Source organism: Sphingomonas sp. FG14, assembly GCF_057809675.1.
Window position 1 is genome coordinate 45,629 of record NZ_JBMDKK010000003.1, and the last position, 25,031, is coordinate 70,659.

The following is a 25,031-nucleotide window of genomic DNA, read 5'->3' on the forward strand; positions in this document are numbered from 1 at the left end:
GATCGCCCGTCATGACGGGCATCGAAACATGGACATGAGACGATGAACTTCAGGAACATCTCCGCCTGGTCGATCCGCAATCCGGTCGTCCCTATCGTGCTGTTCGTCGGTCTGACGCTTGCCGGCATCGTCAGCTTCATGCGCATGGAGGTCCAGAACCAGCCCGATATCGAATTCCCGCTGGTGATCGCGTCGATCTCCCAGCCCGGCGCCGCGCCGACCGAGATCGAGACGCAGATCACGCAGCGCGTCGAATCGGCGGTGCGCAGCATCGACGGGGTCCGCAACATCAGTTCGACGGCGAGCGAGGGTTCTTCGTCGACGATGATCGAATTCCAGATCGGCACGGATATCAACCAGGCCGTCAACGAAGTGAAGAACGCGATCGACCAGATCCGCGGCGAGCTTCCCGACGGCATCATGGAGCCGTTCGTCCAGAAGGAAACCACCGCCGGGGAGCCGCTCGCCTATTTCGCGGTCCAGGCATCCGACATGACGATGGAGCAGTTGAGCTGGTTCGTCGACGACACCATCGCCAAAAGGCTGATGGCGATCAGCGGCATGGGCAAGGTGGAGCGCAATGGCGGCGTCGATCGCGAGATCCGCGTCATCCTGGATCCCGCGCGGATGCAGGCGCAGGGCGTGACCGCCGCGCAGATCAACAATGTGCTGCGCCAGGTGAACATCAACGCGGCGGGCGGCAAGGCGGAGATCGCCGGATCGCGCCAGTCGGTGCGCGTGCTCGGCAACGCCGCGGATGCGTATCAGCTTTCGCAGACCCAGATTTCGCTCGGCAACGGTCGTACCATCCAGCTGGGCGATGTCGCCAACGTCACCGACGGGTACAGCGAGCAGGTTCGCATCGGCAAGGTTTCGGGCAAGCAGGTCGTCAGCTTCTCGATCTCGCGCGCGCGCGGCGCGTCGGACGTCTCGGTCTTCCATGCCACCGAAACGGCGATCGCGCAGATCGAGAAGGAGAATCCCGGGGTCAAGGTGATCCCGATGTTCAACAATGTCGTCTATACCGAAGCGCAATATCACAGTTCGATGGCGGCGATGATCGAAGGCGCGCTACTTGCCGTCGTCGTCGTCTTCCTGTTCCTGCGCGACTGGCGGGCGACATTCATCTCGGCGCTCGCCATTCCGCTGTCCGCCATCCCGACTTTCTGGGTGATGGACCTCATGGGCTTCACGCTCAATTCGCTGTCGCTGCTCGCGCTCGGCCTCGTTGCCGGCGTGCTGGTCGATGACGCCATCGTCGAGATCGAGAACATCGTCAGACATATGCGAATGGGCAAGACCGCCTATCAGGCGTCGATCGACGCCGCCGACGAAATCGGCTTGGCGGTGGTGGCGACGACGTTCTCGATCGTCGCGGTCTTCCTGCCCGTGGGCCTGATGCCCGGCGTGTCGGGGCAGTTCTTCAAGAATTTCGGACTGACCGTCGTCGCGTCGGTGCTGATCAGCCTTGCGGTCGCGCGCATGATCACGCCGATGATCGCCGCCTATTTCCTGAAGGCGCATGGCGAGGCCGAACATGGCGGCGGCGCGCTGATGGACCGGTATATGAAGGTGTTGGACTGGTCGCTCCACAATCGCTGGTGGACGATGGGGATCGGCGTTCTCGCCTTCGTGGCGACGATCGGCATGTTCAAGATCATCCCGATGCAGTTCTTTCCAACGGTCAATCAGGACACCAGCCAGGTCCGCATCGAGATGGTGCCGGGCACCACGCTGCAGCAGACCGAGGCGGTCGCGGAGCGCGTCAACGCGCTGCTCAAGCAACAGCCTGAAACCGAAGTGACGATGGAGAGCGTGCGCGAAGGCAATAGCCAGATCTATATCAGCCTGAAGAAGAAGCGGGAGCGGACCAGCATCGAGTTCGAACGCGATCTGGCGCCGCAACTGGCCAACATCCCCGATGCGCGCGTCTATTTCCAGGCGCAGAACAGCGGTGGCGGCACCGGTCGCGACATCTCGGTCATGTTGTCGGGCTCCGATCCTGCGCTGCTCGATCAGACGGCGGTGAAGCTGGTCGAGCAGATGAAGGGATTGAAGCAGATTCGTTCGCCCCGTGTGAACGCAGACATGCGGCGGCCGGAACTGATCATCAAGCCCCGGCTCGATCTGGCCGCGCAGCTTGGCGTGACCACGGCGGCGCTCAGCCAGGCGATCCGCATCGCGACGCTGGGCGATATCGATCAGAACAGCGCCAAATTCTCGTTGTCGGACCGTCAGGTGCCGATCCGCGTTATGCTGGCCGAAGGATCGCGGCGCGACCTTGCGACGATCGAGAATCTGCCGGTCCAGACGGCAGATGGCGGATCGGTGCCCTTGAGCCGCGTTGCCGAGATCGGCTTCGGATCCGGCCCGGTTTCGATCCAGCGCTACAACCAGAACCGGCGCGTCTTCGTCGGCGCGGATCTTTCGCCCGGCACCGTCAAGGGCACGGCGATGACGGCGATCAACAATCTGCCGGTCATGAAGAACCTGCCCCTCGGCGTGTCCAACGCGCCCTTTGGCGAGGACGAATGGCAGGCGGAGATGATGAAGAGCTTCGGCATCGCGCTGGTCTCCGGCATCCTGCTTGTCTTCGCGGTGCTGGTGCTGCTCTACAAGCGCTTCATGTCGCCGCTGGTGAACATGGGATCGCTGCTGTTGGCGCCGCTCGGCGGCCTGATGGCACTCGCCCTGATCGGCCAGCCGATCTCGATGCCCGTGTTCATCGGCATATTGATGCTGTTCGGCATCGTCGCCAAGAACTCGATCCTGTTGATCGATTTTGCGATCGAGGAGATGCAGTCGGGCGCCGACAAGTTCCATGCGATCATGGAGGCCGGGCACAAGCGCGCCCAGCCGATCGTGATGACGACGGTCGCGATGGTGGCCGGCATGGTCCCGACGGCCCTGTCGCTGACGGGCGACGGCGCCTGGCGTGCGCCGATGGGCACCGTCGTGATCGGGGGGCTGATCATGTCGACATTGCTGACTTTGCTGATCGTACCGGCCGGCTTTAGCCTGGCCGACGGCTTCGAAAAGAAGATCGGGCCGAAGCTGCGCCGGAGCCTGCTGACGTACAAGCCGGGTGACGACAAGGCGGCGGCGACGCCATATCCGGCGGAGTGATCCGCATCCGCTCGCGAAAAGGGCTTGAACCATTTCGCGGGCGGATCATTCTAACATTATGAATGTGTTCGCACGCACGGGCATCTCGCGGCTCAGCCCCGTCCAGAGCGGTGCCGCTGGCATGCGCGTCGTCGCGACCGGACTGCTCGTCGTCATGGCCTGCGTCTATCTGGCCGCGCGCGCTTTCGAGGATCGTCATCCGGCGCTGGGGTTCGTTCGTGCCTTCGCGGAGGCTGCGATGGTCGGCGGGCTGGCGGACTGGTTCGCGGTCACCGCGCTGTTCCGCCATCCGCTGGGCCTGCCGATCCCGCATACCGCGATCATCCCGCGCAACAAGGATCGCATCGGCGACACGCTGGCGCTGTTCCTGAAGGACAATTTCCTGACGCCGACGGTGGTCGCGCGCCGCATGTACAAGGTTGATGTCGCCGCCGCGATCGGGCGTTTCCTCGACAATCCGGACGTGACGGGGGAGGGGCGGCTGCGGCAGGGCGCTTCGCGCCTGTTCGCGACGATCCTCGACGCGCTCGACCAGGAACGGCTGGGCGGCATGGTCAAGTCCGCGATCGGGCAGCGCCTGCGCGCGCTAGACGTCTCGCCAATCCTGGGCCAGGCGCTGGAAGCCGCGATGAAGGAAGGGCGGCACCTGCCGCTTCAGAAAAGCATCATCGACTGGGCAGGCCAGACGCTTGCCGCCAACGAGGATTTGATCCGTGCGATGGTGCACGAACGCGCCAATACGCTGCTGCGCTGGACCGGGCTGGACGAAGATATCGCCAATGCCATCATCAAGGGCCTGCACAAGCTGCTGTTCGACATGGCGGACGATCCCGATCATCCACTGCGCGCCAAGGTGAACGAGGCATTCGCGAACCTCGCCTTCGACATGCAGCATGACAAGGCGATGAAGGCGAAGGTCGCGCAGTGGAAGGGCGTGATCCTCGACAACCCCGCGCTTCAGCGCTGGCTCGACGGACTATGGGAACAGGCGCGCGGCAGCCTGCTCAAGGCGGCGCGCGATCCCGATGCGGTGCTTGCCGGCAAGTTCGGAGAGATGTTGCGCCAGCTCGGCCAGACATTGCAGCATGACGCACGGCTGCGCACCACGATCAACCGTTTCGCGCGCCGTGCGGCGGTAGGCGCCACCGCCAGCTATGGCGACGGCATCGTCCGGCTGGTTTCGGATACGGTGCGCGGCTGGGATGCGCATACCGTCACCGGACGGCTGGAAAACGCGGTTGGCCGCGATCTGCAATATATCCGCGTCAACGGCACGATCGTCGGCGGCCTGGTCGGCCTGACCATCCACGCGCTCAACGTCTGGTTCTGATCGGCGTTTCAGACCTTCGACGCTTCCGATGAGGCGATGCTTGCGCTAACGCCATGATCCGGGGCGTTTCAGGGGGGAATCATGACGTTCAAGTTCGTGCGGCGCGGATTGGCTGCGCTGCTGTGCTGCGCATCGGCGACTGTGGCATTGGCACAGGACGTGGTCGCATCACCGCCCGTCCCGGTCGAGGCCGTCGACCCCAAGGCGGGGTCGCTCTATCTTCAGTGCGACGGCAATCCCAACAATATGTCGGCGGGAGAAAGCGTGGCGCGCTTCGTCGGCGCCGTTACGCTGCTGGCGTTGTTCGCGCCGCCCGTCGAATCGCCTGATCCGTCCAAGCGCAAGTTCGGCGAGGCTGGCGTCGCCGCGTGCACCGGACTCATCGACGGAGAGAAGGCGGAGGGCAAGACGATCCGTCGCCTGCCGCTGATCCTGGGGCGGGCGCTACACCGGATCGAAGCGAAGGACTACAAGGGCGCGCTCGCCGACGTCGCGCGCGCGCGTGAGGAAGCGGCAGCCGCGAAGCTTGCCGAAGATCCCTATTTCGACCGTTCGATGGGAGTATCGTTCGATATGATCGAGGCCGAAGCGCTGTTGCGCGACGGCGATGTCGCGCGAGCCCGCGCGGTTTCGCTGCGTCGTGTCGCAAGCCACCCCTACAGCTATTACGCGCTGGTGGGTGCCGATGATTTCCGCGCATTCGCTCGGCCGCTCGATCCGATGGGGCTGACCCGATTCAAGGCGCTGGCCCGGATCTCGCCGAACGCGCTGTCCGCTGCCGCCGCGCATATGGAAGAGGAGGGGCGCTTCGAGGAAGCCGCGCGTCTGCGCGATTCCGTCGATCTGCTGTCGAACAGCTTCGACCAGGAGAACCGTGGCCTGTTTCCAAAGGCGTCGGCTGCGCTGACCCACGCATTGGCGGGCGACTGGCCCGGCGCGGAGGAGCGTGCCAAGCAGGCGCGCGCCGACCTTGCGAGCCGGGCCGCGAGCGGCAAACCCGAGAGCAACGCACCGGCGATCGTCGAACTGCTCGATCTTTATGATGTGGTCCGGCTTGTCCATGATGGCAAGCTGGCGCCCGCGCGCCGCAATTTCGCGGCGCGCTCGCAGTGGCTGTCGCCGAGCTTCGGACAGGTGACGGCGGTGAACGCCATGTTGCGTGCGGGTGCGCAACCGGACGAGTTGTTCGGGGCGCTCGCGAAATCGCCCGATCAGATGTGGACCGAGCGGCGCGACCAGTCGTTGGCCGCCCTGCTCGAAGCGGACAAGAACAACAAGCGGCTCTGGGCGCGCATCCTGCCTTATGCTTCGGCCACCGCGTATGAAAGCCAGTCCAAGGCGGTCTGGAACGGCGATAAGTCCCGCATGGTCGGCAAGACGTTGAACAAGACGCTCAATGCCTATCCCATTTATGTGGGACAGGCCGGGCCGCTGACGCAGGTCGATGCGATGGTGCTGCATTCTGCGGTGACGGCCAAGGCGCGCGGTTTTCCCGGCTTCTTCATGATGATGAGGCCGCAGAACCCCGCTATCGGCTGGGTTCGCTTCGGCAAGCCCGGTGATCCGGGCATCACATCCGATCTTTATCTCGATGCCGATGCCGTGATCGCCGAGCTCAGGACGGTGATACCGACGCCCGAGGAAGTGGCTGCGCGCAAGGCAATCCGGGAGCGCGCGGCCAACGGCAAGCGCTGATGCATCGCTTTATCCCGCGCTGACCCGCTCGATATCCGCGCCGACGGCCTGGAGCTTCTCTTCTAGGCGCTCATAGCCGCGGTCCAGGTGATAGATACGGTTCACCTGGGTTTCTCCCTCGGCGGCGAGCCCGGCGATGATCAGGCTCATCGAGGCGCGGAGGTCGGTCGCCATCACGGGCGCGCCCTTGAGCCCCGCGACGCCGCGGACCACCGCGGTGCGGCCGCGCACTTCGATATCGGCGCCCATCCGCGCCAGTTCGGGCACGTGCATGTAGCGATTTTCGAAGATCGTCTCGGTGAAGACGCTGGCGCCGTTCGCCAGCAGCACCATCGCCATGAACTGGGCCTGCATGTCGGTCGCGAAACCGGGAAAGGGTGCGGTGGAGAGGGTGAGCGGCTGCAGTTTGCCGCTCGCCGAGACCTGAAGCCCGTCGCGAACCTCCTCGACGGTCACGCCGGCCTGACGCAGCGCCGCGATCGTCGCGCCCATGTCCTCAGCGCGAGCGCCCGCCAGTTCGACGTTGCCGCCGGTGATCGCCGCCGCGCAGGCATAGCTGCCCGCCTCGATGCGATCGGGCATGACCTGATAGGTTGCGCCGTGGAGCCGATCCACGCCCTCGATCGTCAGCGTCTCGCTGCCGATGCCCTCGATCCGGGCGCCCATCGCGACGAGGCAGCGGCACAGATCGACGATCTCGGGCTCGCGCGCGACATTGTGCAGCCGTGTTCCGCCCTTGGCGAGCACGGCCGCCATCACCGCATTTTCGGTGGCGCCCACCGAGACGACAGGGAAGGTGAAGTCGCCGCCGGGCAGCCGGCCGGCGGGTGCGCTCGCCTTCACATAGCCGGCCGCCAGCTCGATATCCGCGCCCATCGCTTCCAGCGCCTTCAGGTGCAGGTCGATCGGGCGGTTGCCGATCGCGCAGCCGCCGGGCAGCGACACGGTGGCTTCGCCTTCGCGCGCGAGCAGCGGGCCAAGCACCAGGATCGAGGCGCGCATCTTGCGGACGATGTCATAGGGAGCGACAGTGGAGGTGACCTTGCCGGCGCGCAGCGTCATCACCCGGCCGAAATCCTCGGGCCGCGCGCCTTCCACCATGGTCGAGGCGCCAAGCTGATTGAGCAGATGCCCGAAGCTGTCGACATCGGCCAGACGCGGCAGATTCCTGAGCGTCAGCGGCTCATCCGTGAGCAATGCGCAGGGCAGCAGCGTGAGCGCCGCGTTCTTTGCGCCGGAGATGGGAAGGCGGCCTTGGAGCGTCTTGCCGCCCCGGATGATGATGCTGTCCATTCCGCCTCCTTAGCCGCTCGTCCCCGGCTCACGCAAACGGGTCACAAGTCATTGCGCCTTATCAATAAAATTGGGCGGGCATTGATCGGTGTTAAGGCGCGCAGGCGAATCCATCCGCTAGAGCCGATCCATGGACGGGGGCCACGCTGCCCGCGTTCGTCGAAAGCGTGAACCGGGCCCGCGTCATGGCGGGGCCGCGCCGCGCGCCCGGGGCCGGTCTCGGCCAGGGACTGTCCAGGTCGGAGGGGGTATTTCGTGCGGGAAGTCGTCGGGTCCTGATGACGCGAAGCTGCTTCGCGGAAAGGCTGGAGCGGTATCTGCCGCTGACGGAACGGGAGGCGCACGCGCTCGCGTCGCTGGAGGACCATCAGCGCGAACTGGCGCGTGGCACGACCATCGTGCGCGAGAACGACGCCACCGACGACATCTATGTGATCCGCCATGGCTGGGTGATGAGCTATGTCATCCTCGACGATGGCAGCCGGCAGATCCTGCGGCTCCATTTTCCGGGCGACATGATCGGCATGTCGAGCACCGCCTTTGCCGAGGCGCCGGAAACCCTGGTCACGCTCAGCGAAGCGACGATCTGCCCGTTCGACAAGAGCGCGTTGCGCGTCATCTTCGAGGAGCATCCCCGCCTGGCCGCGCTGTTCCACATCGTCGCCCAGGCCGAACGCGTTTCGCTGACCGACCGGCTCGCATCGCTCGGCCGCACGTCCGCCAAGGCGCGCGTGGCGGCGCTGCTGGTCGATGTGCTGGTGCGGCTGCGGTTCCTCAACACGCAGATCGTCGACACCATCCCGCTCAAGCTGACGCAGGAGGAAATCGGCGACGCCACCGGCCTCACCGCCGTTCACGTCAACCGCATGATGCGCGCGCTCAGCGAGGAGCGGCTGATCGCCCGCCGCGACGGCCATGTCCGCATCCTGAACGAGGCCGCGCTCGCGCACACCGCCAATTATGTGAACCGCTACGCCGAACTCGATCTGCGGTGGCTTCCCAAGCCGCGCTGAATGGGCTTGACCGGCGCTTGTGGAGCGCGCGATTGATCGTTCCATGCTCACATCGAACGCCGTCAGCACGATCGCGCAGACCATCCAGCTTTCGGTCGCGCCGGTCTTCCTGCTCGCGGGCATCGGTGCGATCCTGAACGTGATGGCCGGTCGGCTGGGCCGGGTGGTCGATCGCGCGCGCATGCTGGAGCAACTGCATCCCAAGAGCGTTGGCCCCGAACATGATCGCCATGTCTGGGAATTGCGGCTGCTCGATCGCCGCATCTCCGTGATCAACGCCTCCATTTCGGTGATCGTGATGAGCGCGATCGCGGTCTGCCTGCTTGTCGCGCTGTTGTTCATCGCGGAACTGACGCATCTGGAGATCGGCAATGCGGTCGCGATCGTGTTCGTCCTGGCGATGGCGCTGTTGATCCTCGCGCTCGGCCTGTTCCTGCTGGAGGTGCGGCTGGCGCTGCGCAGCATCCGCATCCGCGAGGAACTGCTGGAGCGCAAGGGACGCCGATCTTTGCCTTGAACGCGCGGCTGCGCTATGGCGCGCAGCATCATGATCCCCGATTTCCAGCTTGAAGCGCCGCTTTCGAAGCGCCGTATCGTCGTCGCCATGTCCGGTGGCGTCGACAGTTCGGTGGTGGCCGCGCTCGCGGCGCGCAGTGGTGCGGAGACGATCGGCATCACCCTCCAGCTCTACGATCATGGCGCGGCGGTGGGGCGAACCGGAAGCTGCTGTGCGGGGCAGGACATACGCGATGCGCGCGCGGTCGCCGATCGGCTGGGCATAGCGCATTATGTCTTCGATCACGAAAGCGCGTTCCGCCAGTCGGTGATCGAGGATTTCGCCGACGAATATATGGCCGGGCGCACGCCGATCCCCTGCGTGAAGTGCAATATGGGGGTGAAGTTCACCGATCTGTTCCGGCTGGCCAAGGAACTCGGCGCCGATTGCCTGGCGACCGGCCATTATGTCCGCCGCGTCGTCGGCGTGGACGGCGCCGAATTGCACCGCGCCGCCGATCCTGCGCGTGACCAGAGCTATTTCCTGTTCGCGACGACGCGCGCGCAGCTCGACTATCTGCGCTTTCCCTTGGGCGGCCTGCCCAAGCCCCAGGTGCGCGAGGTCGCGGCGGAGCTGGGTCTGGCGGTGGCGCTGAAACCCGACAGCCAGGATATCTGCTTCGTGCCCGACGGCGATTATGCCGCGATCGTGCGCAAGGTGCGGCCGGAGGCCGATACCTCGGGTGAGATCGTCGATCTTGCCGGTCGCGTCCTAGGCCGCCATCGCGGCTTCATCCATTTCACCGTCGGCCAGCGGCGCGGGCTGGAGATCGGCGGGCAGGCACAGCCCCTCTATGTGGTGCGGCTGGAGCCCGAGACGCGCCGCGTCGTCGTCGGCCCGCGCGAGGCATTGGCGGTCGCGGCGGCGAGACTGACCGATATCAACTGGCTGGGCGGAGACCGTGACGGTCCGCTCACCGCCAAGGTGCGCTCGCTGGCGAAGCCGGTCCCGGCGCGGCTGGATGACGGCAGGCTGATCTTCGACGCCCCCGAATATGGCGTGGCACCGGGGCAGGCGGCGGTGCTCTACGAGGGGGATCGGGTGCTCGGCGGCGGCTGGATCGCGGAGACGGAGCCGGCGATGCTGGCGGTGGCGGCCTGATGCGCGACGATCCGCGCTGGCGCGGGGCGGTCCGCAATCCGCGTCCACAATGGGCGCTCTATGCGCTGATCCTGTTGCTCGACATCGCGGTCGCGGTGCTCATCCTGAGCGGGCTGGTCGAACTCGGCGACTGGGTCGAGGATATGATCTGGCCTGGCGGGGTGGAATGGATCGACTGACCGAGGCAGGCTGATCGCGCACAAAAAAGCCGGCGGATCGCTCCGCCGGCTCCTTTGCACCAGGGAATGAACGTCAGGCGACCTGTGCGTCCGCAAGACGGCCTTCGACATCGTCGGGATCGCGCAGCACATAGCCGCGTCCCCAGACGGTCTCGATATAATTGTCTCCGCTGCACGCCAGGCTCAGCTTCTTGCGCAGCTTGCAGATGAAGACGTCGATGATCTTGAGTTCGGGCTCGTCCATGCCGCCATAAAGGTGGTTTAGGAACATTTCCTTGGTCAAGGTGGTGCCCTTGCGGAGCGAGAGCAGCTCCAGCATCGCATATTCCTTGCCGGTCAGATGGACGCGCGAGCCATCGACCTCGACGGTCTTGGCGTCCAGATTGACGGCGAGCTTGCCGGTGCGGATCACCGACTGGCTATGTCCCTTGGAACGGCGGACTACGGCATGGATACGTGCGATCAGCTCTTCGCGATGGAAAGGCTTGGTCACGTAATCGTCGGCGCCGAAGCCGAAGCTGCGCACCTTGGAATCCATCTCGTTGATGCCTGACAGGATCAGCACCGGCGTCTGCACCTTGGCGACGCGCAGCTTCTTGAGCACGTCATAGCCGTGCATGTCCGGCAGGTTGAGATCGAGCAGGATGATATCGTAATCGTACAGCTTGCCGAGGTCCAAGCCCTCCTCGCCAAGGTCGGTCGTGTAGACGTTGAACCCTTCGGTCGTGAGCATGAGCTCGATGGCCTTGGCCGTCGTCGGCTCGTCCTCGATCAGCAGCACCCGCATGTGACAACCCCCTGTGTGGCTGCGGGACCGCTCGGGCCGCGCTTCCAGACATATCCATTAACCAAAGGACCTCTGAACGCAAAAGGTTAATTTCAGATTAAGCCAAGGAAATCCGCGAGTCGCGGCGAGTCCGGTAACCAGTTCTGGAGAGATTCGCGCAGGACATGTTAGTGATTCGGAGCGGTGCGCTCAGGACGCACACAATTTTCGGAAGCGCTGCGACAGGAAATCGATCAGCCGCTCGACGCGCGCGGGGCGATGGCTTCCCGGCGGGCTCAGCAGGTGCAGGCCGACGGGATCCTGCCGTGTCCACTCTTGCAGGATCGTGACGAGCCTGCCTTCGGCGATATGCCGATCGACGATGAAGCCGGGCAACACCGCGATGCCCAGCCCGGCGCAGAGCGCCGGAACCATCGCTTCGCCGCTATTGGTTCGGATGGGGCCCTTGAGCCGGACGATCGCTTCCTCGCGCGCGGCGTTGCGGAACCGCCAGACATCGGGGGTCGCGAGATTGGTGTAGATCAGGCATTCATGCTCGGCGAGTTGCGCGGGATGTGTCGGCGTGCCTCGGCGTTCGAGATAGGCGGGCGCGGCCACGACATGGGCGTGTACGTCACCCAGCCGGCGCGCGCGCATCGAACTGTCGGGCAAGGCCGCGATCCGCAGCGCCATGTCGAACCCCATTTCGATGATGTCGATCTTCTCATCGCTGAAATGCAGGTCGATCGAAATGCCGGGATGCTCGGCGAGGAAATCGGCGATGGCCGGGGCGACGTGCATCAGGCCGAAGGTCATGGGCGCGGCGAGGCGGATCGCGCCGCTCAGCGCGGTTGCGCCGTCGCGCGCGGCTTCCTCGGCGGCTTCGGCTTCGAGGAGGATGCGGCGGGCATGTTCGGCGAGCGGCTTGCCGCTTTCGGTCAGCGACAGGCGGCGCGAGGTGCGATGGAACAGCGCAGTGCCCAGGCTGGTTTCGAGCCGCGTCACCGCCTTGGACACGGTCGCTTTTGAAACGCCGAGCGCATCGGCGGCGGCGGTGAAGGACCGATGTTCGACGACGGCGGCGAACATGGCCCAGGCTTCGAAATCCGGTAGCCGCATGTGGAAACGATCCGTTTCAAAGGTTTCTATTTATGATCTGATCCTGCGCGCTATCTCGTCTTCAAGCAACCCCTCAAGCGAGGTTTGAAGAGATGATCGACAAACGCCCCTTCGACACGCTCGGCCATGCCGATCACGGCTGGCTGAATGCGCGTCATCATTTCTCCTTCGCGGACTATCATGATCCCGCCCGGATGGGCTGGGGCGCGATCCGCGTCTGGAACGACGACGAGATCGCCCCGAATAGCGGTTTCCCACCGCATCCCCATCGCGACATGGAAATCGTCACCTATGTCCGCCAGGGTGCGATCACGCATCAGGACAGCATGGGAAATCAGGGCCGCACCGGCGCCGGCGACGTTCAGGTGATGAGCGCTGGCACCGGCGTGCGCCATGCCGAATATAATCTCGAGCCCGAGACGACCCGGATCTTCCAGATCTGGATCCAGCCCAAAAGGTTGGGCGGCCAGCCGAGCTGGGGCGCGAAGCCGTTCCCGAAGGACGATCGTTCCGGCCGGTTCGTGACGCTCGCCAGCGGTTTCGAAAGCGATCTGGCGAGTGAGGGCGCCCTGCCGATCCGGGCCGATGCCCGGGTGCTCGGCGCGACGCTCAAGGCCGGTGAGAGCCTGGAGCATCAGGTCGGCGCCGGGCGGCACGCCTATCTCGTCCCCGCCATCGGCAGGATCGAGATGGACGGTGAAGAGGTCAACGCCCGCGATGGCGCGGCGCTCACCGGTGGCCGCACCGTAACCATCACTGCGCTGGAAGACAGCGAGATCGTCCTGGTCGACGCCGAATAACGTGTCGACCGCCGCCCGCGTCATCCTCCCCCCTGGACGCGGGCGGCCCCTTTCTTCCTCTCAATTTCCTGACAGGAGCACGATAATGGCAAAGGTTCTGGTTCTTTATTATTCGTCCTATGGGCATATCGAGACGATGGCGAACGCCGTCGCCGAAGGCGCGCGGTCCGCAGGCGCGACGGTGGACGTGAAGCGTGTTCCGGAAACTGTTCCTGAGGAGATCGCCCGCAACAATCATTTCAAGCTCGATCAGGCGGCGCCCATCGCAACCGTCGCCGAGCTTGCCGATTATGATGCGGTGATCATCGGCACCGGCACGCGCTTCGGCCGCATGTCGAGCCAGATGGCGGCGTTTCTCGATCAGGCCGGTGGTCTGTGGGCACGCGGCGCGCTCAACGGCAAGGTCGGCGGTGCCTTCACCTCCAGCGCGACCCAGCATGGCGGGCAGGAGACCACGTTGTTCTCGATCATCACCAATCTGCTGCACTTCGGCATGGTGATCGTGGGGCTCGATTATGGCCATGCCGGTCAGATGGGCCATGACGACGTCGTCGGTGGTGCGCCTTATGGCGCGACCACGATCGCTGGCGGCGACGGCAGCCGCCAGCCCAGCGACGTCGAGCTGGAAGGCGCGCGCTATCAGGGCCGGAAGATCGCCGAGACGGCGGCCAAGCTGCACGGCTGAATGGCGATGAAGCGGTTTCGGCCCGTCCAGGCCGGAACCGCTTCAGGCTGACCGGCCCGAAACGTCGATCAAATGCCGCTGCCGACGGTTGACGGAGGCAATGGCGCGGGGCCATTGCTGGCGGCGGTTTCGCGTAACGAAAGGCCCCGCATGCGTCGCTCCGCCCTGGTTCTCGTTCCGGTCCTGCTCGGGATCGCGGCGTGCAAGGATACGCCGCCCGCACAGGACAATGGCGGAACCGCCAACCTGACCAGCGCCAATCTGGCGCCGCTCGCGGAAAAGTCGAGCGATCCTGCCGCGCTCAAACTCGCCTTTTCCGCCGCGTTCGAGACGCCGCAACAGAAGGTGGGTGACGACAGCTACACATATTCGCCCACCGCGCTGTATCGGCTCGACAAGGCCTGGGTGCTGCTTTCGGAAGGCACCGGACCCGATTGCCATGCCTGTTCGGGCTGGCTGGCGATCCATTATCTCAACCGCACGGATGATGGCTTCCAACTGGTCAAGGGCTGGAACGACGCGATTCCGGGCACCAGCTTCGGCGGCGCGCCCGAATGGAAGATGCGCACCGACCTGACGACCGCGCCGGTCATCGAATCCGAAGGCGGCGGCACCTGGCAGGGCTATAGCTGCTCGGTCGCGCGGCTTACCGAACTCACCACCGATGGGCCCAAGGCGATCGCGGAGCGGATTCCGCTCAGCTACAGCGATGCCGGCGCGATCGTCGATGAGACCAAGCCGCGCGAAGTGGCAGGCACGATCGCCGAAGGGCAGCGCGGGCAAAGCTTCACCGTGCATTACAAGGGCACGGTGACGCGCGATATTCCCTACACCCGCACGGGCGCGACCTTCGCGCCCGGCAAGGGGGCGGACGAAATCCCGCAGTGCTGAGGCCTGTTTGAGAAAGCGGGCTGGTACCAGCTCCAGAAAGCGCTTTCGCGCTTTCTCAAACAAGTTGTAACTTCCGCGTAACCGGTGCTTAGGCTGTAGCCATGCTGGCCGACCAAGTGCTCTTCATCGACGGCGAGGCGATCATCGTCGACAAGCCCGCCGGCCTGCCGGTCGATACCCCGCGCGACGGATCGATCAGCGTCGAGAATCATCTCGCCTCGCTGACCTTCGGTTTCCAGCGCTGGCCATTGCCCGTTCACCGGCTCGATCGCGACACCAGCGGTTGCCTGCTCCTCGCGCGCAATCCCAAGGCGCATAAGCGCTTCGCTGCCGCGTTCGAGGCCGGCACGGTGGAGAAGCGTTATATCGCGGTGGTTGAGGGCGTGCCGGACGCAGAGGCCGGGGTCATCGATCTGCCGCTCGCCAAGATCAGTTCGCGCGAGCAGGGGTGGCGCATGACGGTGAGCGACCGGGGCAAGCAGGCAATGACGCGCTGGACGCGGCTTGCGGTGGCCGGTGGACGGGCGCTGATCGGTTTTGCACCGCAGACCGGGCGGACGCACCAGATCCGCGCCCATGCGCTGCATGGGCTGGGCTTCGCGATCGTGGGCGACCCCGTCTATGGGAAGGGCGGCACGCCGATGCTGCTCCATGCGCACCGACTTTCGGTGCCGCGCGACGGCAAGCCGCCCGCCGAAGCGACGGCGCCGGTGCCCGAACGGTTCGTGAAGGCCGGCTTCGCCTATGGCGAAGACTGAATTTCCACCGATCCCGGACGACGCCATCGTCGAGGAGAAATTCCTCGCGGCGACCGGCCCGGGAGGGCAGAACGTCAACAAGGTTGCGACCGCCGTCCAGCTTCGCATCAATGCATTTCGGCTGGGATTACCGCCCTATGCCTGGGCGCAACTGAAGATACTTGCCGGCAGCCGGCTCACCGCCGAAGGCGAGTTGCTGATCACCGCGCGACGCTTCCGCACGCAGGACGCCAATCGCTCGGATGCGCGCGAGCGGGCGGCGGAACTGGTCGCCAGGGCGTATGAGCGCCAGGCGAAGCGGATCAAGACCAAACCCAGCAGGGCGGCCAAGGCGCGGCGGATGGAATCCAAATCGGCGCGTTCCCAGGTCAAGAAGGGGCGGGGCAGGGTTTCGGTGGATTAGGCCCGCCCGAGCGATGAAGGACCAGATCATGTACCAGTTCGATATCGATCGCGGCGGCGCCAAGGCCGAGCTTTATCGCGACCTGCTGTCCGCGATCGATGCGATCACCGCCGATGAGCCCGACCCGATCGCGAACATGGCCAATGCCGCGGCGGTGATCTGGGAATATCTGCCTGACCTCAACTGGGCGGGTTTCTATCGGCTGATCGGCGACACGCTTGTGCTCGGCCCCTTCCAGGGCAAGGCCGCTTGCATCCGCATCGCGATCGGCGCGGGTGTCTGCGGAGCCGCCGCCGCGACACGCGAGACCCAGCTTGTGGCCGATGTCCACGCCTTTCCCGGCCATATCGCCTGCGACGCGGCGAGCGCGTCCGAACTGGTCGTGCCGATCGTTCGCGACGGGGGCCTGCTGGGCGTGCTCGATCTCGACAGCCCGCTGCCGGGGCGGTTCGATGAGGCGGATGCGGCCGGCTGCGAAGCGCTGGCAGCTCTGCTCGCCGCCCGGATTTCCTCGATCGGCTGACCCGCAACGGGACATATGAAGATGGTTAAGGTGGTGGCATAGCCGCATCCCGAGTGTTAAAAAATCGTTAACGACTGCCCGTTTCATGGGCGGAGCGTCCGCTGTGACCCAGGGAGGCGATGACGATGAAAACACTAGCTTTTATGGGCCTTGCCGCCGTGATCGCGCTGCTGCCCGGCGCGGCCGAGGCACGCGGCGACTCGCGCGGCGCCCGCCCGATGATGACCGGCGCTCCACGGATGATGCATGCCCGTCCCCCGCAGATGCGCCCTCCCCAGATGCGTCCCCCTCAGGTTCGTCCTCCCATGCATCGCTGGGGGCCTCGCCAGAATGGCCGCTGGATCGGTGGCTGGCGTGCGCCTGGCGGCTGGGCGGCGTATCGTCGCCCGATGCGCGGCTACTATGTGCCGCGCTACTGGGTCGCCCCCAGCTTTTATATCGGCAATTGGGGTGGGTATGGATTGCCGCAGCCTGCCTACGGCCTCGGCTGGTCGCGCTATTATGACGATGCGGTGCTGATCGACGGACGCGGCTATGTCTATGACAGCCGCAGCGGCGTGGATTGGGATCGTGACGGTGGTTATTATGACGATGACCGCGACGACGACGGACGCGGTTACGAACGCCGCGACGACGGTGTCGGTGGTGCGCTGATCGGCGGCGCGGTCGGCGCGATCGCGGGCAACCGGATCGCGGGTCGTGGCAATCGTACCGAAGGGACGTTGATCGGCGCGGGCGTCGGCGCGCTTGCGGGGCTCGCCATCGACAAGGCGGAGGACAAGGGCCGTCGCGGCGGACCGGGTGGTCCCGCCGTTCCCTATCCCTATGCCGACGGTACGCCCGGCTATGATTACGGCTATGTCGATGATCGCGTGACCGACGGCAGCTATTCGGGCGGCTGGAACGGGAGCTGGAAGACGCCCGACCGCTACGAAGGCACTTGGACCGGCAGCTATGAAGGCCCGCCGGGGGCGAGCTATCCGGCGCCGGACGATCGCGGCCCGCCGCCGATGGCTCATCACGGGGCGCCGCCGATCGTCCATCATTCGGGGCCGCATGCCGGCCCGGCGCCGCAGGTCTACACCTATTATGGCCCAGGCGTGACCACGGTCGTCGTCCAGCCGGCGATGATGACCACGACGACGACCACGACCACCTATATCGAGGAAGTCGCGGCGCCGCGTAAGGCGTGGCGGGCAAAGGCCAAGCGGGTGTGGAAGCCCAGGCCGAAATGCGCGTGTAAGTAACAGGAATCCGAGCGGGGATGGAGAGCCCGGGGCCGGCAACGGCTCCGGGTTCTTCGCATCCGGATCAGCTCAGTCGGTCGATCGCGTCGCGGTCGAGCGAGCCGGGTATGATCATCACCGGGCAGGGCAGGGCCCCGGCCCCGGCGCCGGTGAAGTGTGCGACCAATGGCCCCGGACCGCCTGTCGCGGCCGCGCCGAGCACCAAGGCCGCGACATGCGGATTTTCTTCCAGCATCTTGCGGACGACCGTGATCGGATCGCCCTGTTTGACCGTGATTGAAGGTCGGACGCCCGATTCGTCGACCAATGTGCCGGCCGCGCCCGCGACGAGCGCCTCGGCGCGGAGCCGCGCTTCTTCCTCGATCGTCGCCTGCACGCCGCCCCATTGCACGAATTCCGGTGGCGGGATGAGCGCCAGGATTTCGATCGCGCCGCCCGTTTTCGCGGCCCGGCGCGCCGCGAAGCGCAGCGCGATGCCGGCTTCCTCGGTCTCGTCGATAACGACCAGATAGGTCCGCACCGGCTGTTCTCCTCCCCCAAACGCGACGAGCGTGCGCGAATATTGCGGTCGCCGCAAGCCTGCGGCCTTGACCCGAACAGGCAATCGGGTGGAGAGGAGGCGACGATCCACGGAATCAACGCGAGGTTTGGTCCCTACATGCCCATCGAGCTCAAGATGCCTGCCCTGTCGCCGACCATGGAGGAAGGCACGCTTGCCAAATGGATGGTCAAGGAAGGGGACAGCGTGTCCTCCGGAGACCTGCTGGCCGAAATCGAAACCGACAAGGCGACGATGGAGTTCGAAGCGGTCGATGAAGGCACGATCGCGAAGATCCTGGTGCCCGAAGGCAGCGAAGGCGTGAAGGTGGGCGCGGTGATCGCGCTGATCGCCGGCGAAGACGAGGATGTCGCGGCAACCCCGGCGCCCGCCGCAAAGGCCGCGCCAGAAAAGCCGGCGGAAGCGCCCAAGGCCGCGACGCCTGAACCCAAGGCCGAAGCACCCGCACCTGTTGCCGCGCCGTCGCCGAAGGCGGATGAGGTTGATCGCGTGAAGGCCAGCCCGCTGGCGCGCCGCCTTGCCGAACAAAAGGGTGTCGATCTCACATCGGTGCGGGGCTCCGGCCCTGGTGGGCGTGTCGTAAAGGCCGATCTGGACGCCGCCGCGCCGGGTGCGGCGCCGCCGGCCCCAACTGCCGAAGCGTCTGCCGCATCCGAAGCGGCGCCCGCCGCCGTGCAGGCCGCACCGGCCGTTCAGCCCGACTCGAACATTCCATCGGAAAGCATCAAGCTTTCGATGATGCGCAAGACGATCGCGCGGCGCATGGTTGAATCCAAGACGACCGTGCCGCATTTCTATCTGACGATGGATTGCAATCTCGATGCGCTGCTCAAGCTGCGGACCGAGCTCAATGCGGGGCTCGAGAGCCGTGGCATCAAGCTGTCGGTCAACGATCTGCTGATCAAGGCGCTGGGTGTCGCGCTGGAGCAAGTGCCCGACGCCAATGTCAGCTTCGCCGGCGATACGCTGATCAAGTACAAGCGCGCCGACATTTCGATGGCGGTGGCGATCCCCGGCGGTCTCATCACCCCGATCATCACCGATGCGGGCGGCAAGGCGGTCTCGAAGATCGCGGTGGAGGCCAAGGATCTGGCCGCGCGCGCGCGTGACGGCAAATTGCAGCCGCAGGAATATCAGGGCGGCACCGCCTCGATCTCCAACCTCGGCATGTACGGCATCAAGCAGTTCGATGCGGTGGTGAACCCCCCCCAGGGCATGATCATGGCGGTGGGCGCGGGCGAGAAGCGTCCCTATGTCGTCGACGATGCGCTCGCCATCGCCACGGTGATGAGCGCCACGGGCAGCTTCGACCATCGCGCCATCGACGGCGCGATCGGCGCGGAACTGATGGCCGCGTTCAAGCAGCTTGTCGAAAAGCCGCTGGGAATGGTGGCCTGACATGGCGATGACGCGCTCCGCGATTTTCGGGGCGCTCGCGGCACTCGGCGTGCCGACCATCCTGCGCGATGTGGACGTGAATGTCGCGGAGTTCATCTATCACAGCTCCACCGCGTTCAATATCGCCGGAATCTGGCTGCGCTGGTCGTGGCCGGTCTTCGTGCTGGTGACCCTGCTCAGCTTCATCCTGCTGCAGGTCAGTAGAAACAAATAGCCGCGTCCTGCGGCGCACCGGATACCATTATTGCAAAGAGCAGGAGCTATCCTTGGCTGATACCTACGACCTTATCGTTCTCGGTTCGGGGCCTGGCGGCTATGTGGCGGCGATCCGCGCCGCGCAATTGGGCTTGAAGACCGCGATCGTCGAGCGCGAGCGGCTGGGCGGCATTTGCCTCAACTGGGGCTGCATCCCGACCAAGGCTCTGCTCCGGACATCCGAGATCTATCATTACATGACCCATGCCGAGGCCTATGGCCTGACGGTCGAGAAGCCCGGATACGACCTGACGAAGATTGTCCAGCGCAGCCGCAAGGTCGCCGATCAGCTCAACAGCGGCGTCAAGGGGCTGATGAAGAAGCACAAGATCGCGGTGCATGAAGGCACGGGCAAGCTGGCCGGCAAGGGCAAGCTGATCGTGACCCAGGGCGACAAGACCGTCGAGCTTCAGGCGAAGAACATCATCGTGGCGACCGGCGCGCGTGCGCGCGAATTGCCCTTCGCCAAGGCCGACGGCAAGCGCGTCTGGACCTATCGCCACGCACTGGTGCCGGAAGAGATGCCGACCAAGCTGCTCGTCATCGGATCGGGCGCGATCGGTATCGAATTCGCCAGCTTCTATTCGGACATGGGCGCGGAGGTGACCGTGGTCGAGATGCTCGACCGGATCCTGCCCGTCGAGGACGAGGAGGTGAGCGCGTTCGTCCACAAGGCGCTGACCAAGCAAGGCATGAAGATCCACACCGCCACCGGCGTGCAGAAGCTGGAAGCCGGCGCCAAGGGCGTGAAGGCGGAGATCAAGGCGGCCGACGGCAAGATCGAGAGCGGCGAATACAGCCATGCGATCGTCGCGATCGGTATCGTCCCCAATGTCGAGGATATCGGGCTGGAAGCGGCGGGCGTGAAGCAGCGCCAGAACCGCCATATCGAAACCGATGGCTATGGCCGCACCAATGTCGACGGCATCTGGGCGATCGGCGACGTCACCGGCGCGCCCTGGCTGGCACACAAGGCGATGCACGAGGCGGTGGTCTGCGTCGAGGCGATGGCTGGGGTGAAGGGCGTCCATCCGATGGAGACCGGCAATATCCCGGGCTGCACCTATTCGCGCCCGCAGGTCGCGAGCGTCGGCCTGACCGAAGCCAAGGCCAAGGAAGCGGGCTACAAGGTCAAGGTCGGCAAATTCCCGGCGATCGGCAACGGCAAGGCGATCGCGCTGGGCGAGGTCGATGGTTTCGTGAAGACCGTGTTCGACGAAGCCACCGGCGAATTGCTGGGCGCGCATATGGTCGGTGCCGAAGTGACCGAGCTGATCCAGGGCTATGTCATCGCCCGCGAGCTCGAAACCACCGAGGCGGAACTGATGGCCACCACCTTCGCGCATCCGACCTTGTCGGAGATGATGCACGAAAGCGTACTGGGCGCTTACGGAAAAGCCCTGCACATATGACGGTACCGACCGCGATCCTGTGGCCGACCTTTGCATTGGTTGCGCTCGTCTTCGCGGTCTGGTTCGTTCTTTTTGTCCAGCGCATGGCGCATATCCGCCGCAACCCGCCGCGCCGCGAGGATTTCGCGACCGGCGACGCGGCGATGCGCTATTTCGCGCCGGTGGAGATGCCGGCCAATAATCTGCGCAACCTGTTCGAGATGCCGGTGCTGTATCTTGCGCTGGTGCCTCTGCTGCTGTTCACCCATCAGGCGGGCCATGCGCAGGTCGCGCTCGCCTGGATCTATGTGGCGCTGCGCGCCATCCACAGCTTCATCCATATCGGGCCGAAAAAGGTGCAGCCGCGCTTCATGGTCTATCTTGCATCCTGCGCGACGCTCTCCGCGATGTGGATCGGCTTCTTCGTCGATATGGTCGCCGCGGTCTGAGCACCGCTTGCCGCGCGTGCCACAGGGTGCCACCAAGAGCGCGATCAACAAGGGGCCTTGATGTGATGAAAACCGTTTCGTTCGCGGCGATGCTCGCCGCCGCGCTTGCCGCCGCACCCGCCGCCGCCGAGACGGTGGTCGTCACCGCCGATCGCATGGTGGATGTGCTGGCGGGCAAGACGATCGACAAGCCGGTGGTGGTGATCGCGAATGGCCGCATCGTGGCGGTGGGCAGCGCCGGATCGGTGGCGGTGCCGGGCGATGCGAAACGGATCGATCTGCCCGGCAAGACCATTTTGCCTGGGCTGATCGACATGCATGTCCATCTGGAGGGGCACCCCAAATATAGCGGTTATAACGGCCTGGAGTTCACCGACAGCTTCTGGGCGATCCAGGCGACCGCCAATGCCAGGGGGATGCTCGGCGCCGGCTTCACCACCGTGCGCAATGTCGGCGCCAACAACTATACCGATGTCGGGCTGAAGGAAGCGATCGAGGAAGGCTGGATCGAGGGGCCACGGATCGTGCCGGCCGGCCATGCGCTGGGCGCGACCGGAGGCCATTGCGACGAGACCTTCCTGCCGCCTTCATTCAAGCGTGTGGGTGAAGGCGTGGCCGACAGCGCTGACGGTTTCCGCCAGAAAGTGCGCGAACAGAAGAAATATGGCGCCGAGGTCATCAAGATCTGCGCGACGGGTGGTGTCTTCTCACGCGGCGACGAACCCGGCCAGCAGCAACTGACCGCCGCCGAACTGGAGGCGATTGCGGATGAGGCGCATATGGCGGGCATGAAGGTGGCGGCGCACGCGCATGGTGCGTCGGGCATCAAGGCCGCGATCCGCGCGGGCATCGATACGATCGAACATGCCAGCCTGATCGACGACGAGGGCATTGCGCTCGCGAAAAAGGCGGGCACATGGCTGACCATGGATATCTTCAACACCGACTATACCCAGTCGGAAGGCGCGAAGAACGGCGTGCTCGAGGATAATCTGCGCAAGGATCGCGAGATCGCGCAGATCCAGCGCGACAATTTCCGCAAGGCGCATGCCGCCGGAGTGAAGATGCTGTTCGGCACCGATGCAGGCGTGATGCCGCATGAGACCGCCGCCGGTCAGTTCAAATATATGGTCCAGTACGGCATGACGCCGATGGAGGCGATCCAGGCGGCGACGCGAAGCGGCGCGCAGGCGCTGGGGCGCGAACGCGATGTCGGCGCGATCGCGGTCGGCCGCTATGGCGACATCATCGCCGTGTCCGCCGATCCGCTCGCCGACGTCCGCGCGCTCGAACATGTCGACGTCGTGATCAAGGGCGGCGAGGTGGTGAAGGCGGATTGAACATGGATCCGATCGTTCGCCGCTTCGCGCGGCTGTCGTTCATCTGCTGGCTCGCCGGGATATTGGTGATCGCACTGGCATGGGGTGGCGTGCTCCAGTCCTTCGATGACGCGGCCCTGCGCGGCCTGAGGAGCTTCGGTAACGCGCTGCCCGGATTCGCGACCGATCTGATGCGTGGCGCGAGCTGGCTGGGCGATGGCTGGCCACGTTCGATCCTCGCCATCGGCTTCATCGTTTATCTGATGATCCGGCGGCTGGCGCGCGCGGCATCCTATATCCTCTACACCGCGCTCGGCATCGCCGCGCTCAATGCCTGGGTGCTGAAGGCGATCGTGATGCGCGCCCGCCCCGATATCGTGCCCAGGCTGGTCGAGGTCGATCAGAGCTGGAGCCTGCCAAGCGGCCATGCCGCCAACAGCGCCGCGGTCTATGGCGCTATCGCGCTGGTCGCGACGGTGCTGTGGTGGCGCAAGCGGCAGCGTCGCGCGATCTGGGCCGTCACCGGGCTGCTGGTGTTCGCGATCGGCCTGTCACGCGTCTGGCTTGGCGTGCATTGGCCGAGCGACGTCGTCGCGGGCTGGCTTGTCGGCGCCGGCTGGGCGCTGCTGCTGGCGGTGCTGCTCAAGCCCGTTCAGATGCGAGGAACGGTCACTCCGCCACGGAAACCAGCTTGAGCTGGGCTTCGCCGCCATCGGTGAGCAGCGCGCCGCCGCGCAGGGTGAAGCGCCCTTCCACCCGGCCGCCTGGCGCTATGCTGATCGTTTCATAAGAAACGTCGCCCGTGATGTGCGCGGTGCGCTCGATCACCAGTTCCCGGGCGCTGATCGACCCGTCGACGATGCCGGAGAGCCGCGCCGAATCAGCGGTCACGCTGCCCTTGATTCGGCTGCTTTCCCCTTGGACGAGCGCAGCGCACTGGATGTCGCCCTCGACCGCGCCGTCGATATGCAGGTCCGCCTGTGCGCCGATATTGCCGGTGATGGAAACGTCTGCACCGATCACCGAAAAGGATCCGCCGGCGCGATTATTGCCCGTCGAACCGCCGTTTGACGCTGTCTTGGACCTTGAGAACATCTGCATGGGCCTCCAGGAACGGACGTGGGTTGATCGCACGATCGTTGACGCGCACTTCGAAATGGAGATGGTCGCCGGTCGAACGGCCGGTGCTGCCCATGCGGGCGATCTGCTGGCCGCGCGTCACCATCTGGCCGGGGCGAACGTCAAAGCCGGACAAATGGCCGTAGCGGGTTTGGATGCCATGGCCGTGATCGACGATCACGAGATTGCCGTAGCCGCCCTGCTGGCCGACCGAAACGACGCGGCCGGCGGCGGCGGCCATGATCGGCTGGCCGCGATCTCCGGTGATGTCGATGCCAGCATGAAGGGCGGCGGCGCCGTTGAACGGATCGGACCGCACACCGAAGCTGCTGCTGAGCGTCAGCGGCATGGCCGGTGCCGAATTGGGCAGCGCCATCAGCGCGCGTTCCATCGTGTCGAGCTGGCGCAGCGATGTCGCGAGCCGCGTGAGGCTCAGATCCTTCAGGGTGCGCGGTGCCGTGGTACGCAACGGAATGAAGGGTCCGCCCATCGCCGGATGCGGCGCCATCGCGCGTGGATCGACGCCGAAGCGGCGGATCGCCTTTTCCGCTTCCTGCGCGCGCATGGTCGCTGCCATTGTCAGCGTATTGGTGAACGCGAGTTGGCGCGCCTCGATCCGTGCGAGTGGAGCGGCTTCAGGAATGACCGCGCCGATCTTGGCCGGCGCCGTGGCGGGAACGGGGGTGGGCGCGGGTTCGACCGCGCCGAAATAGCGGGTCACCATCTGGTCCAGAAGCTGCTGGCGCTTCTCCAGCCGGCTCGCCATGCCCTCGACATTCGACTGCCAGGCCTCGACGCGTCCGGCTGAACGATCGACCGCGCTTTGCTGCGCGCCCAGCGCGATCCGATCCTGCACCGTGCGGATCTGCAGGCCGACCATGAACACTGTCGAGACCAGCCAGATCGAGAAGAGCAGGGCGGCGAGCGCCGCGAGCTTGATCTGGAAACCGGTGGTGATCCGGAGGAAACGCATCTGCCCGCCAGAGCGGACATAGATTTCATGATCAGGGAAGAACCGCACCAGCCGGGCATAGAACCCGGACCGCTGCTTCGTTG

The 25,031-nt window shown here is 65.3% G+C and carries 26 protein-coding genes; 20 read left to right on the forward strand and 6 right to left on the reverse strand.

The features are described 5' to 3' along the window. Positions 1–42: 42 nt before the first annotated feature. The 3 genes from ACODTA_RS12520 (at position 43) to ACODTA_RS12530 (ending at position 6,151) form a co-directional block, all read left to right on the forward strand. Positions 43–3,126 carry an efflux RND transporter permease subunit gene (locus ACODTA_RS12520; RefSeq protein ID WP_489066249.1) on the forward strand — a complete coding sequence of 1,028 codons (3,084 nt, stop codon included), beginning with the start codon at positions 43–45 and terminating at the stop codon, positions 3,124–3,126. Between the two features lie 58 nt (positions 3,127–3,184). Next, positions 3,185–4,456 carry a DUF445 domain-containing protein gene (locus ACODTA_RS12525; protein WP_489066250.1) on the forward strand — a complete coding sequence of 424 codons (1,272 nt, stop codon included), beginning with the start codon at positions 3,185–3,187 and terminating at the stop codon, positions 4,454–4,456. An 81-nt stretch (positions 4,457–4,537) separates the two neighbouring features. Then, entirely contained in the window at positions 4,538–6,151 is a 1,614-nt protein-coding gene (locus tag ACODTA_RS12530) for a hypothetical protein (protein WP_489066251.1), read from the forward strand. A 9-nt stretch (positions 6,152–6,160) separates the two neighbouring features. Here ACODTA_RS12530 and murA read toward each other — a convergent pair whose 3' ends face one another. Next, positions 6,161–7,444: a UDP-N-acetylglucosamine 1-carboxyvinyltransferase gene (gene murA / locus ACODTA_RS12535; protein WP_489066252.1), complete on the reverse strand. Its 1,284-nt coding sequence runs from the start codon at positions 7,442–7,444 to the stop codon at positions 6,161–6,163. Positions 7,445–7,722: 278 nt separating this feature from the next. Between murA and ACODTA_RS12540 the strand changes: the two genes are divergently transcribed. From ACODTA_RS12540 to ACODTA_RS12555, 4 genes are read left to right on the forward strand one after another with little or no spacing between them, the layout of a single operon-like run. Then, positions 7,723–8,457 carry a Crp/Fnr family transcriptional regulator gene (locus ACODTA_RS12540; RefSeq protein ID WP_489066253.1) on the forward strand — a complete coding sequence of 245 codons (735 nt, stop codon included), beginning with the start codon at positions 7,723–7,725 and terminating at the stop codon, positions 8,455–8,457. A 43-nt stretch (positions 8,458–8,500) separates the two neighbouring features. Continuing rightward, the gene (locus ACODTA_RS12545) at positions 8,501–8,974 is read left to right on the forward strand and encodes a DUF2721 domain-containing protein (RefSeq protein ID WP_222993317.1); all 474 of its coding nucleotides are present in this window, start codon (positions 8,501–8,503) and stop codon (positions 8,972–8,974) included. Between the two features lie 30 nt (positions 8,975–9,004). After that, positions 9,005–10,114, forward strand: a complete 1,110-nt coding sequence (gene mnmA, locus ACODTA_RS12550) for a tRNA 2-thiouridine(34) synthase MnmA (protein WP_489066749.1) — start codon at positions 9,005–9,007, stop codon at positions 10,112–10,114. Further along, on the forward strand, positions 10,114–10,293 hold the full coding sequence (locus ACODTA_RS12555; protein WP_489066254.1) for a hypothetical protein: 180 nt from the start codon (positions 10,114–10,116) through the stop codon (positions 10,291–10,293). The genes mnmA and ACODTA_RS12555 overlap by 1 nt, the downstream gene beginning before the upstream one ends. Before the next feature lie 73 nt (positions 10,294–10,366). Here ACODTA_RS12555 and ctrA read toward each other — a convergent pair whose 3' ends face one another. Together ctrA and ACODTA_RS12565 are read right to left on the reverse strand one after the other, a co-directional pair. Then, complete coding sequence (gene ctrA / locus ACODTA_RS12560; RefSeq protein ID WP_222993312.1) at positions 10,367–11,080, reverse strand: response regulator transcription factor CtrA; 714 nt, start codon at positions 11,078–11,080, stop codon at positions 10,367–10,369. 189 nt (positions 11,081–11,269) lie between these two features. Then, positions 11,270–12,178, reverse strand: a complete 909-nt coding sequence (locus ACODTA_RS12565) for a LysR family transcriptional regulator (RefSeq protein WP_489066255.1) — start codon at positions 12,176–12,178, stop codon at positions 11,270–11,272. A gap of 92 nt (positions 12,179–12,270) precedes the next feature. Between ACODTA_RS12565 and ACODTA_RS12570 the strand changes: the two genes are divergently transcribed. The 7 genes from ACODTA_RS12570 to ACODTA_RS12600 all read left to right on the forward strand — a co-directional run bounded on the left by ACODTA_RS12570 (position 12,271) and on the right by ACODTA_RS12600 (position 17,485). Further along, positions 12,271–12,978 (forward strand): pirin family protein, encoded by a 708-nt coding sequence (locus ACODTA_RS12570; RefSeq protein WP_489066256.1) that lies wholly within the window; start codon positions 12,271–12,273, stop codon positions 12,976–12,978. A gap of 85 nt (positions 12,979–13,063) precedes the next feature. Then, entirely contained in the window at positions 13,064–13,663 is a 600-nt protein-coding gene (gene wrbA / locus ACODTA_RS12575; RefSeq protein WP_489066257.1) for an NAD(P)H:quinone oxidoreductase, read from the forward strand. Positions 13,664–13,813: 150 nt separating this feature from the next. After that, positions 13,814–14,554, forward strand: a complete 741-nt coding sequence (locus ACODTA_RS12580; protein WP_489066258.1) for a hypothetical protein — start codon at positions 13,814–13,816, stop codon at positions 14,552–14,554. A gap of 101 nt (positions 14,555–14,655) precedes the next feature. Continuing rightward, a complete protein-coding gene (locus tag ACODTA_RS12585; RefSeq protein ID WP_489066259.1) occupies positions 14,656–15,312 on the forward strand; it encodes an RluA family pseudouridine synthase in 657 nt (218 codons plus the stop codon). After that, positions 15,299–15,715: an alternative ribosome rescue aminoacyl-tRNA hydrolase ArfB gene (gene arfB, locus ACODTA_RS12590; RefSeq protein ID WP_489066260.1), complete on the forward strand. Its 417-nt coding sequence runs from the start codon at positions 15,299–15,301 to the stop codon at positions 15,713–15,715. The genes ACODTA_RS12585 and arfB overlap by 14 nt, the downstream gene beginning before the upstream one ends. A 28-nt stretch (positions 15,716–15,743) precedes the next feature. Continuing rightward, a complete protein-coding gene (locus ACODTA_RS12595) occupies positions 15,744–16,238 on the forward strand; it encodes a GAF domain-containing protein (protein ID WP_489066751.1) in 495 nt (164 codons plus the stop codon). Between the two features lie 125 nt (positions 16,239–16,363). Beyond that, positions 16,364–17,485 carry a glycine zipper 2TM domain-containing protein gene (locus tag ACODTA_RS12600; protein ID WP_489066261.1) on the forward strand — a complete coding sequence of 374 codons (1,122 nt, stop codon included), beginning with the start codon at positions 16,364–16,366 and terminating at the stop codon, positions 17,483–17,485. A 64-nt stretch (positions 17,486–17,549) separates the two neighbouring features. On the opposite strand, the gene ACODTA_RS12605 is transcribed toward ACODTA_RS12600, so the two are convergent. Further along, positions 17,550–18,005, reverse strand: coding sequence for a universal stress protein (locus ACODTA_RS12605; protein ID WP_489066262.1), 456 nt, complete (start codon positions 18,003–18,005; stop codon positions 17,550–17,552). A 138-nt stretch (positions 18,006–18,143) separates the two neighbouring features. Between ACODTA_RS12605 and ACODTA_RS12610 the strand changes: the two genes are divergently transcribed. The 6 genes from ACODTA_RS12610 to ACODTA_RS12635 all read left to right on the forward strand — a co-directional run bounded on the left by ACODTA_RS12610 (position 18,144) and on the right by ACODTA_RS12635 (position 23,551). Further along, complete coding sequence (locus tag ACODTA_RS12610; RefSeq protein WP_489066263.1) at positions 18,144–19,442, forward strand: pyruvate dehydrogenase complex dihydrolipoamide acetyltransferase; 1,299 nt, start codon at positions 18,144–18,146, stop codon at positions 19,440–19,442. 1 nt (position 19,443) lies between these two features. Continuing rightward, entirely contained in the window at positions 19,444–19,656 is a 213-nt protein-coding gene (locus ACODTA_RS12615; RefSeq protein WP_222993293.1) for a hypothetical protein, read from the forward strand. 52 nt (positions 19,657–19,708) lie between these two features. Next, positions 19,709–21,109: a dihydrolipoyl dehydrogenase gene (gene lpdA, locus ACODTA_RS12620; RefSeq protein ID WP_489066264.1), complete on the forward strand. Its 1,401-nt coding sequence runs from the start codon at positions 19,709–19,711 to the stop codon at positions 21,107–21,109. Next, positions 21,106–21,537 carry an MAPEG family protein gene (locus ACODTA_RS12625; protein ID WP_489066265.1) on the forward strand — a complete coding sequence of 144 codons (432 nt, stop codon included), beginning with the start codon at positions 21,106–21,108 and terminating at the stop codon, positions 21,535–21,537. The genes lpdA and ACODTA_RS12625 overlap by 4 nt, the downstream gene beginning before the upstream one ends. Positions 21,538–21,602: 65 nt before the next feature. After that, on the forward strand, positions 21,603–22,877 hold the full coding sequence (locus ACODTA_RS12630; RefSeq protein ID WP_489066266.1) for a Xaa-Pro dipeptidase: 1,275 nt from the start codon (positions 21,603–21,605) through the stop codon (positions 22,875–22,877). A 2-nt stretch (positions 22,878–22,879) separates the two neighbouring features. Further along, the gene (locus ACODTA_RS12635; protein WP_489066267.1) at positions 22,880–23,551 is read left to right on the forward strand and encodes a phosphatase PAP2 family protein; all 672 of its coding nucleotides are present in this window, start codon (positions 22,880–22,882) and stop codon (positions 23,549–23,551) included. Here the strand turns inward: ACODTA_RS12635 and ACODTA_RS12640 are convergent. Beyond that, positions 23,526–23,879, reverse strand: coding sequence for a bactofilin family protein (locus ACODTA_RS12640; RefSeq protein WP_489066268.1), 354 nt, complete (start codon positions 23,877–23,879; stop codon positions 23,526–23,528). The two genes, ACODTA_RS12635 and ACODTA_RS12640, sit on opposite strands and share 26 nt — an antisense overlap. A gap of 22 nt (positions 23,880–23,901) precedes the next feature. Continuing rightward, positions 23,902–24,948, reverse strand: a complete 1,047-nt coding sequence (locus ACODTA_RS12645; RefSeq protein WP_489066269.1) for a M23 family metallopeptidase — start codon at positions 24,946–24,948, stop codon at positions 23,902–23,904. Positions 24,949–25,031 lie beyond the last annotated feature (83 nt).

Coding starts and splice junctions, on each gene's coding strand:
- ACODTA_RS12615 (WP_222993293.1), top strand. CDS start 19,444: ATGGCGATGACGCGCTCCGCGATTTTCGGGGCGCTCGCGGCACTCGGC.
- ACODTA_RS12540 (WP_489066253.1), top strand. CDS start 7,723: ATGACGCGAAGCTGCTTCGCGGAAAGGCTGGAGCGGTATCTGCCGCTG.
- murA (WP_489066252.1), bottom strand. CDS start 7,444: ATGGACAGCATCATCATCCGGGGCGGCAAGACGCTCCAAGGCCGCCTT.
- ACODTA_RS12570 (WP_489066256.1), top strand. CDS start 12,271: ATGATCGACAAACGCCCCTTCGACACGCTCGGCCATGCCGATCACGGC.
- ctrA (WP_222993312.1), bottom strand. CDS start 11,080: ATGCGGGTGCTGCTGATCGAGGACGAGCCGACGACGGCCAAGGCCATC.
- wrbA (WP_489066257.1), top strand. CDS start 13,064: ATGGCAAAGGTTCTGGTTCTTTATTATTCGTCCTATGGGCATATCGAG.
- ACODTA_RS12525 (WP_489066250.1), top strand. CDS start 3,185: ATGAATGTGTTCGCACGCACGGGCATCTCGCGGCTCAGCCCCGTCCAG.
- ACODTA_RS12580 (WP_489066258.1), top strand. CDS start 13,814: ATGCGTCGCTCCGCCCTGGTTCTCGTTCCGGTCCTGCTCGGGATCGCG.
- ACODTA_RS12530 (WP_489066251.1), top strand. CDS start 4,538: ATGACGTTCAAGTTCGTGCGGCGCGGATTGGCTGCGCTGCTGTGCTGC.
- ACODTA_RS12630 (WP_489066266.1), top strand. CDS start 21,603: ATGAAAACCGTTTCGTTCGCGGCGATGCTCGCCGCCGCGCTTGCCGCC.
- ACODTA_RS12565 (WP_489066255.1), bottom strand. CDS start 12,178: ATGCGGCTACCGGATTTCGAAGCCTGGGCCATGTTCGCCGCCGTCGTC.
- arfB (WP_489066260.1), top strand. CDS start 15,299: ATGGCGAAGACTGAATTTCCACCGATCCCGGACGACGCCATCGTCGAG.
- ACODTA_RS12555 (WP_489066254.1), top strand. CDS start 10,114: ATGCGCGACGATCCGCGCTGGCGCGGGGCGGTCCGCAATCCGCGTCCA.
- ACODTA_RS12520 (WP_489066249.1), top strand. CDS start 43: ATGAACTTCAGGAACATCTCCGCCTGGTCGATCCGCAATCCGGTCGTC.
- ACODTA_RS12585 (WP_489066259.1), top strand. CDS start 14,656: ATGCTGGCCGACCAAGTGCTCTTCATCGACGGCGAGGCGATCATCGTC.
- ACODTA_RS12610 (WP_489066263.1), top strand. CDS start 18,144: ATGCCCATCGAGCTCAAGATGCCTGCCCTGTCGCCGACCATGGAGGAA.
- ACODTA_RS12545 (WP_222993317.1), top strand. CDS start 8,501: ATGCTCACATCGAACGCCGTCAGCACGATCGCGCAGACCATCCAGCTT.
- ACODTA_RS12625 (WP_489066265.1), top strand. CDS start 21,106: ATGACGGTACCGACCGCGATCCTGTGGCCGACCTTTGCATTGGTTGCG.
- ACODTA_RS12635 (WP_489066267.1), top strand. CDS start 22,880: ATGGATCCGATCGTTCGCCGCTTCGCGCGGCTGTCGTTCATCTGCTGG.
- ACODTA_RS12595 (WP_489066751.1), top strand. CDS start 15,744: ATGTACCAGTTCGATATCGATCGCGGCGGCGCCAAGGCCGAGCTTTAT.
- ACODTA_RS12600 (WP_489066261.1), top strand. CDS start 16,364: ATGAAAACACTAGCTTTTATGGGCCTTGCCGCCGTGATCGCGCTGCTG.
- mnmA (WP_489066749.1), top strand. CDS start 9,005: ATGATCCCCGATTTCCAGCTTGAAGCGCCGCTTTCGAAGCGCCGTATC.
- ACODTA_RS12645 (WP_489066269.1), bottom strand. CDS start 24,948: ATGCGTTTCCTCCGGATCACCACCGGTTTCCAGATCAAGCTCGCGGCG.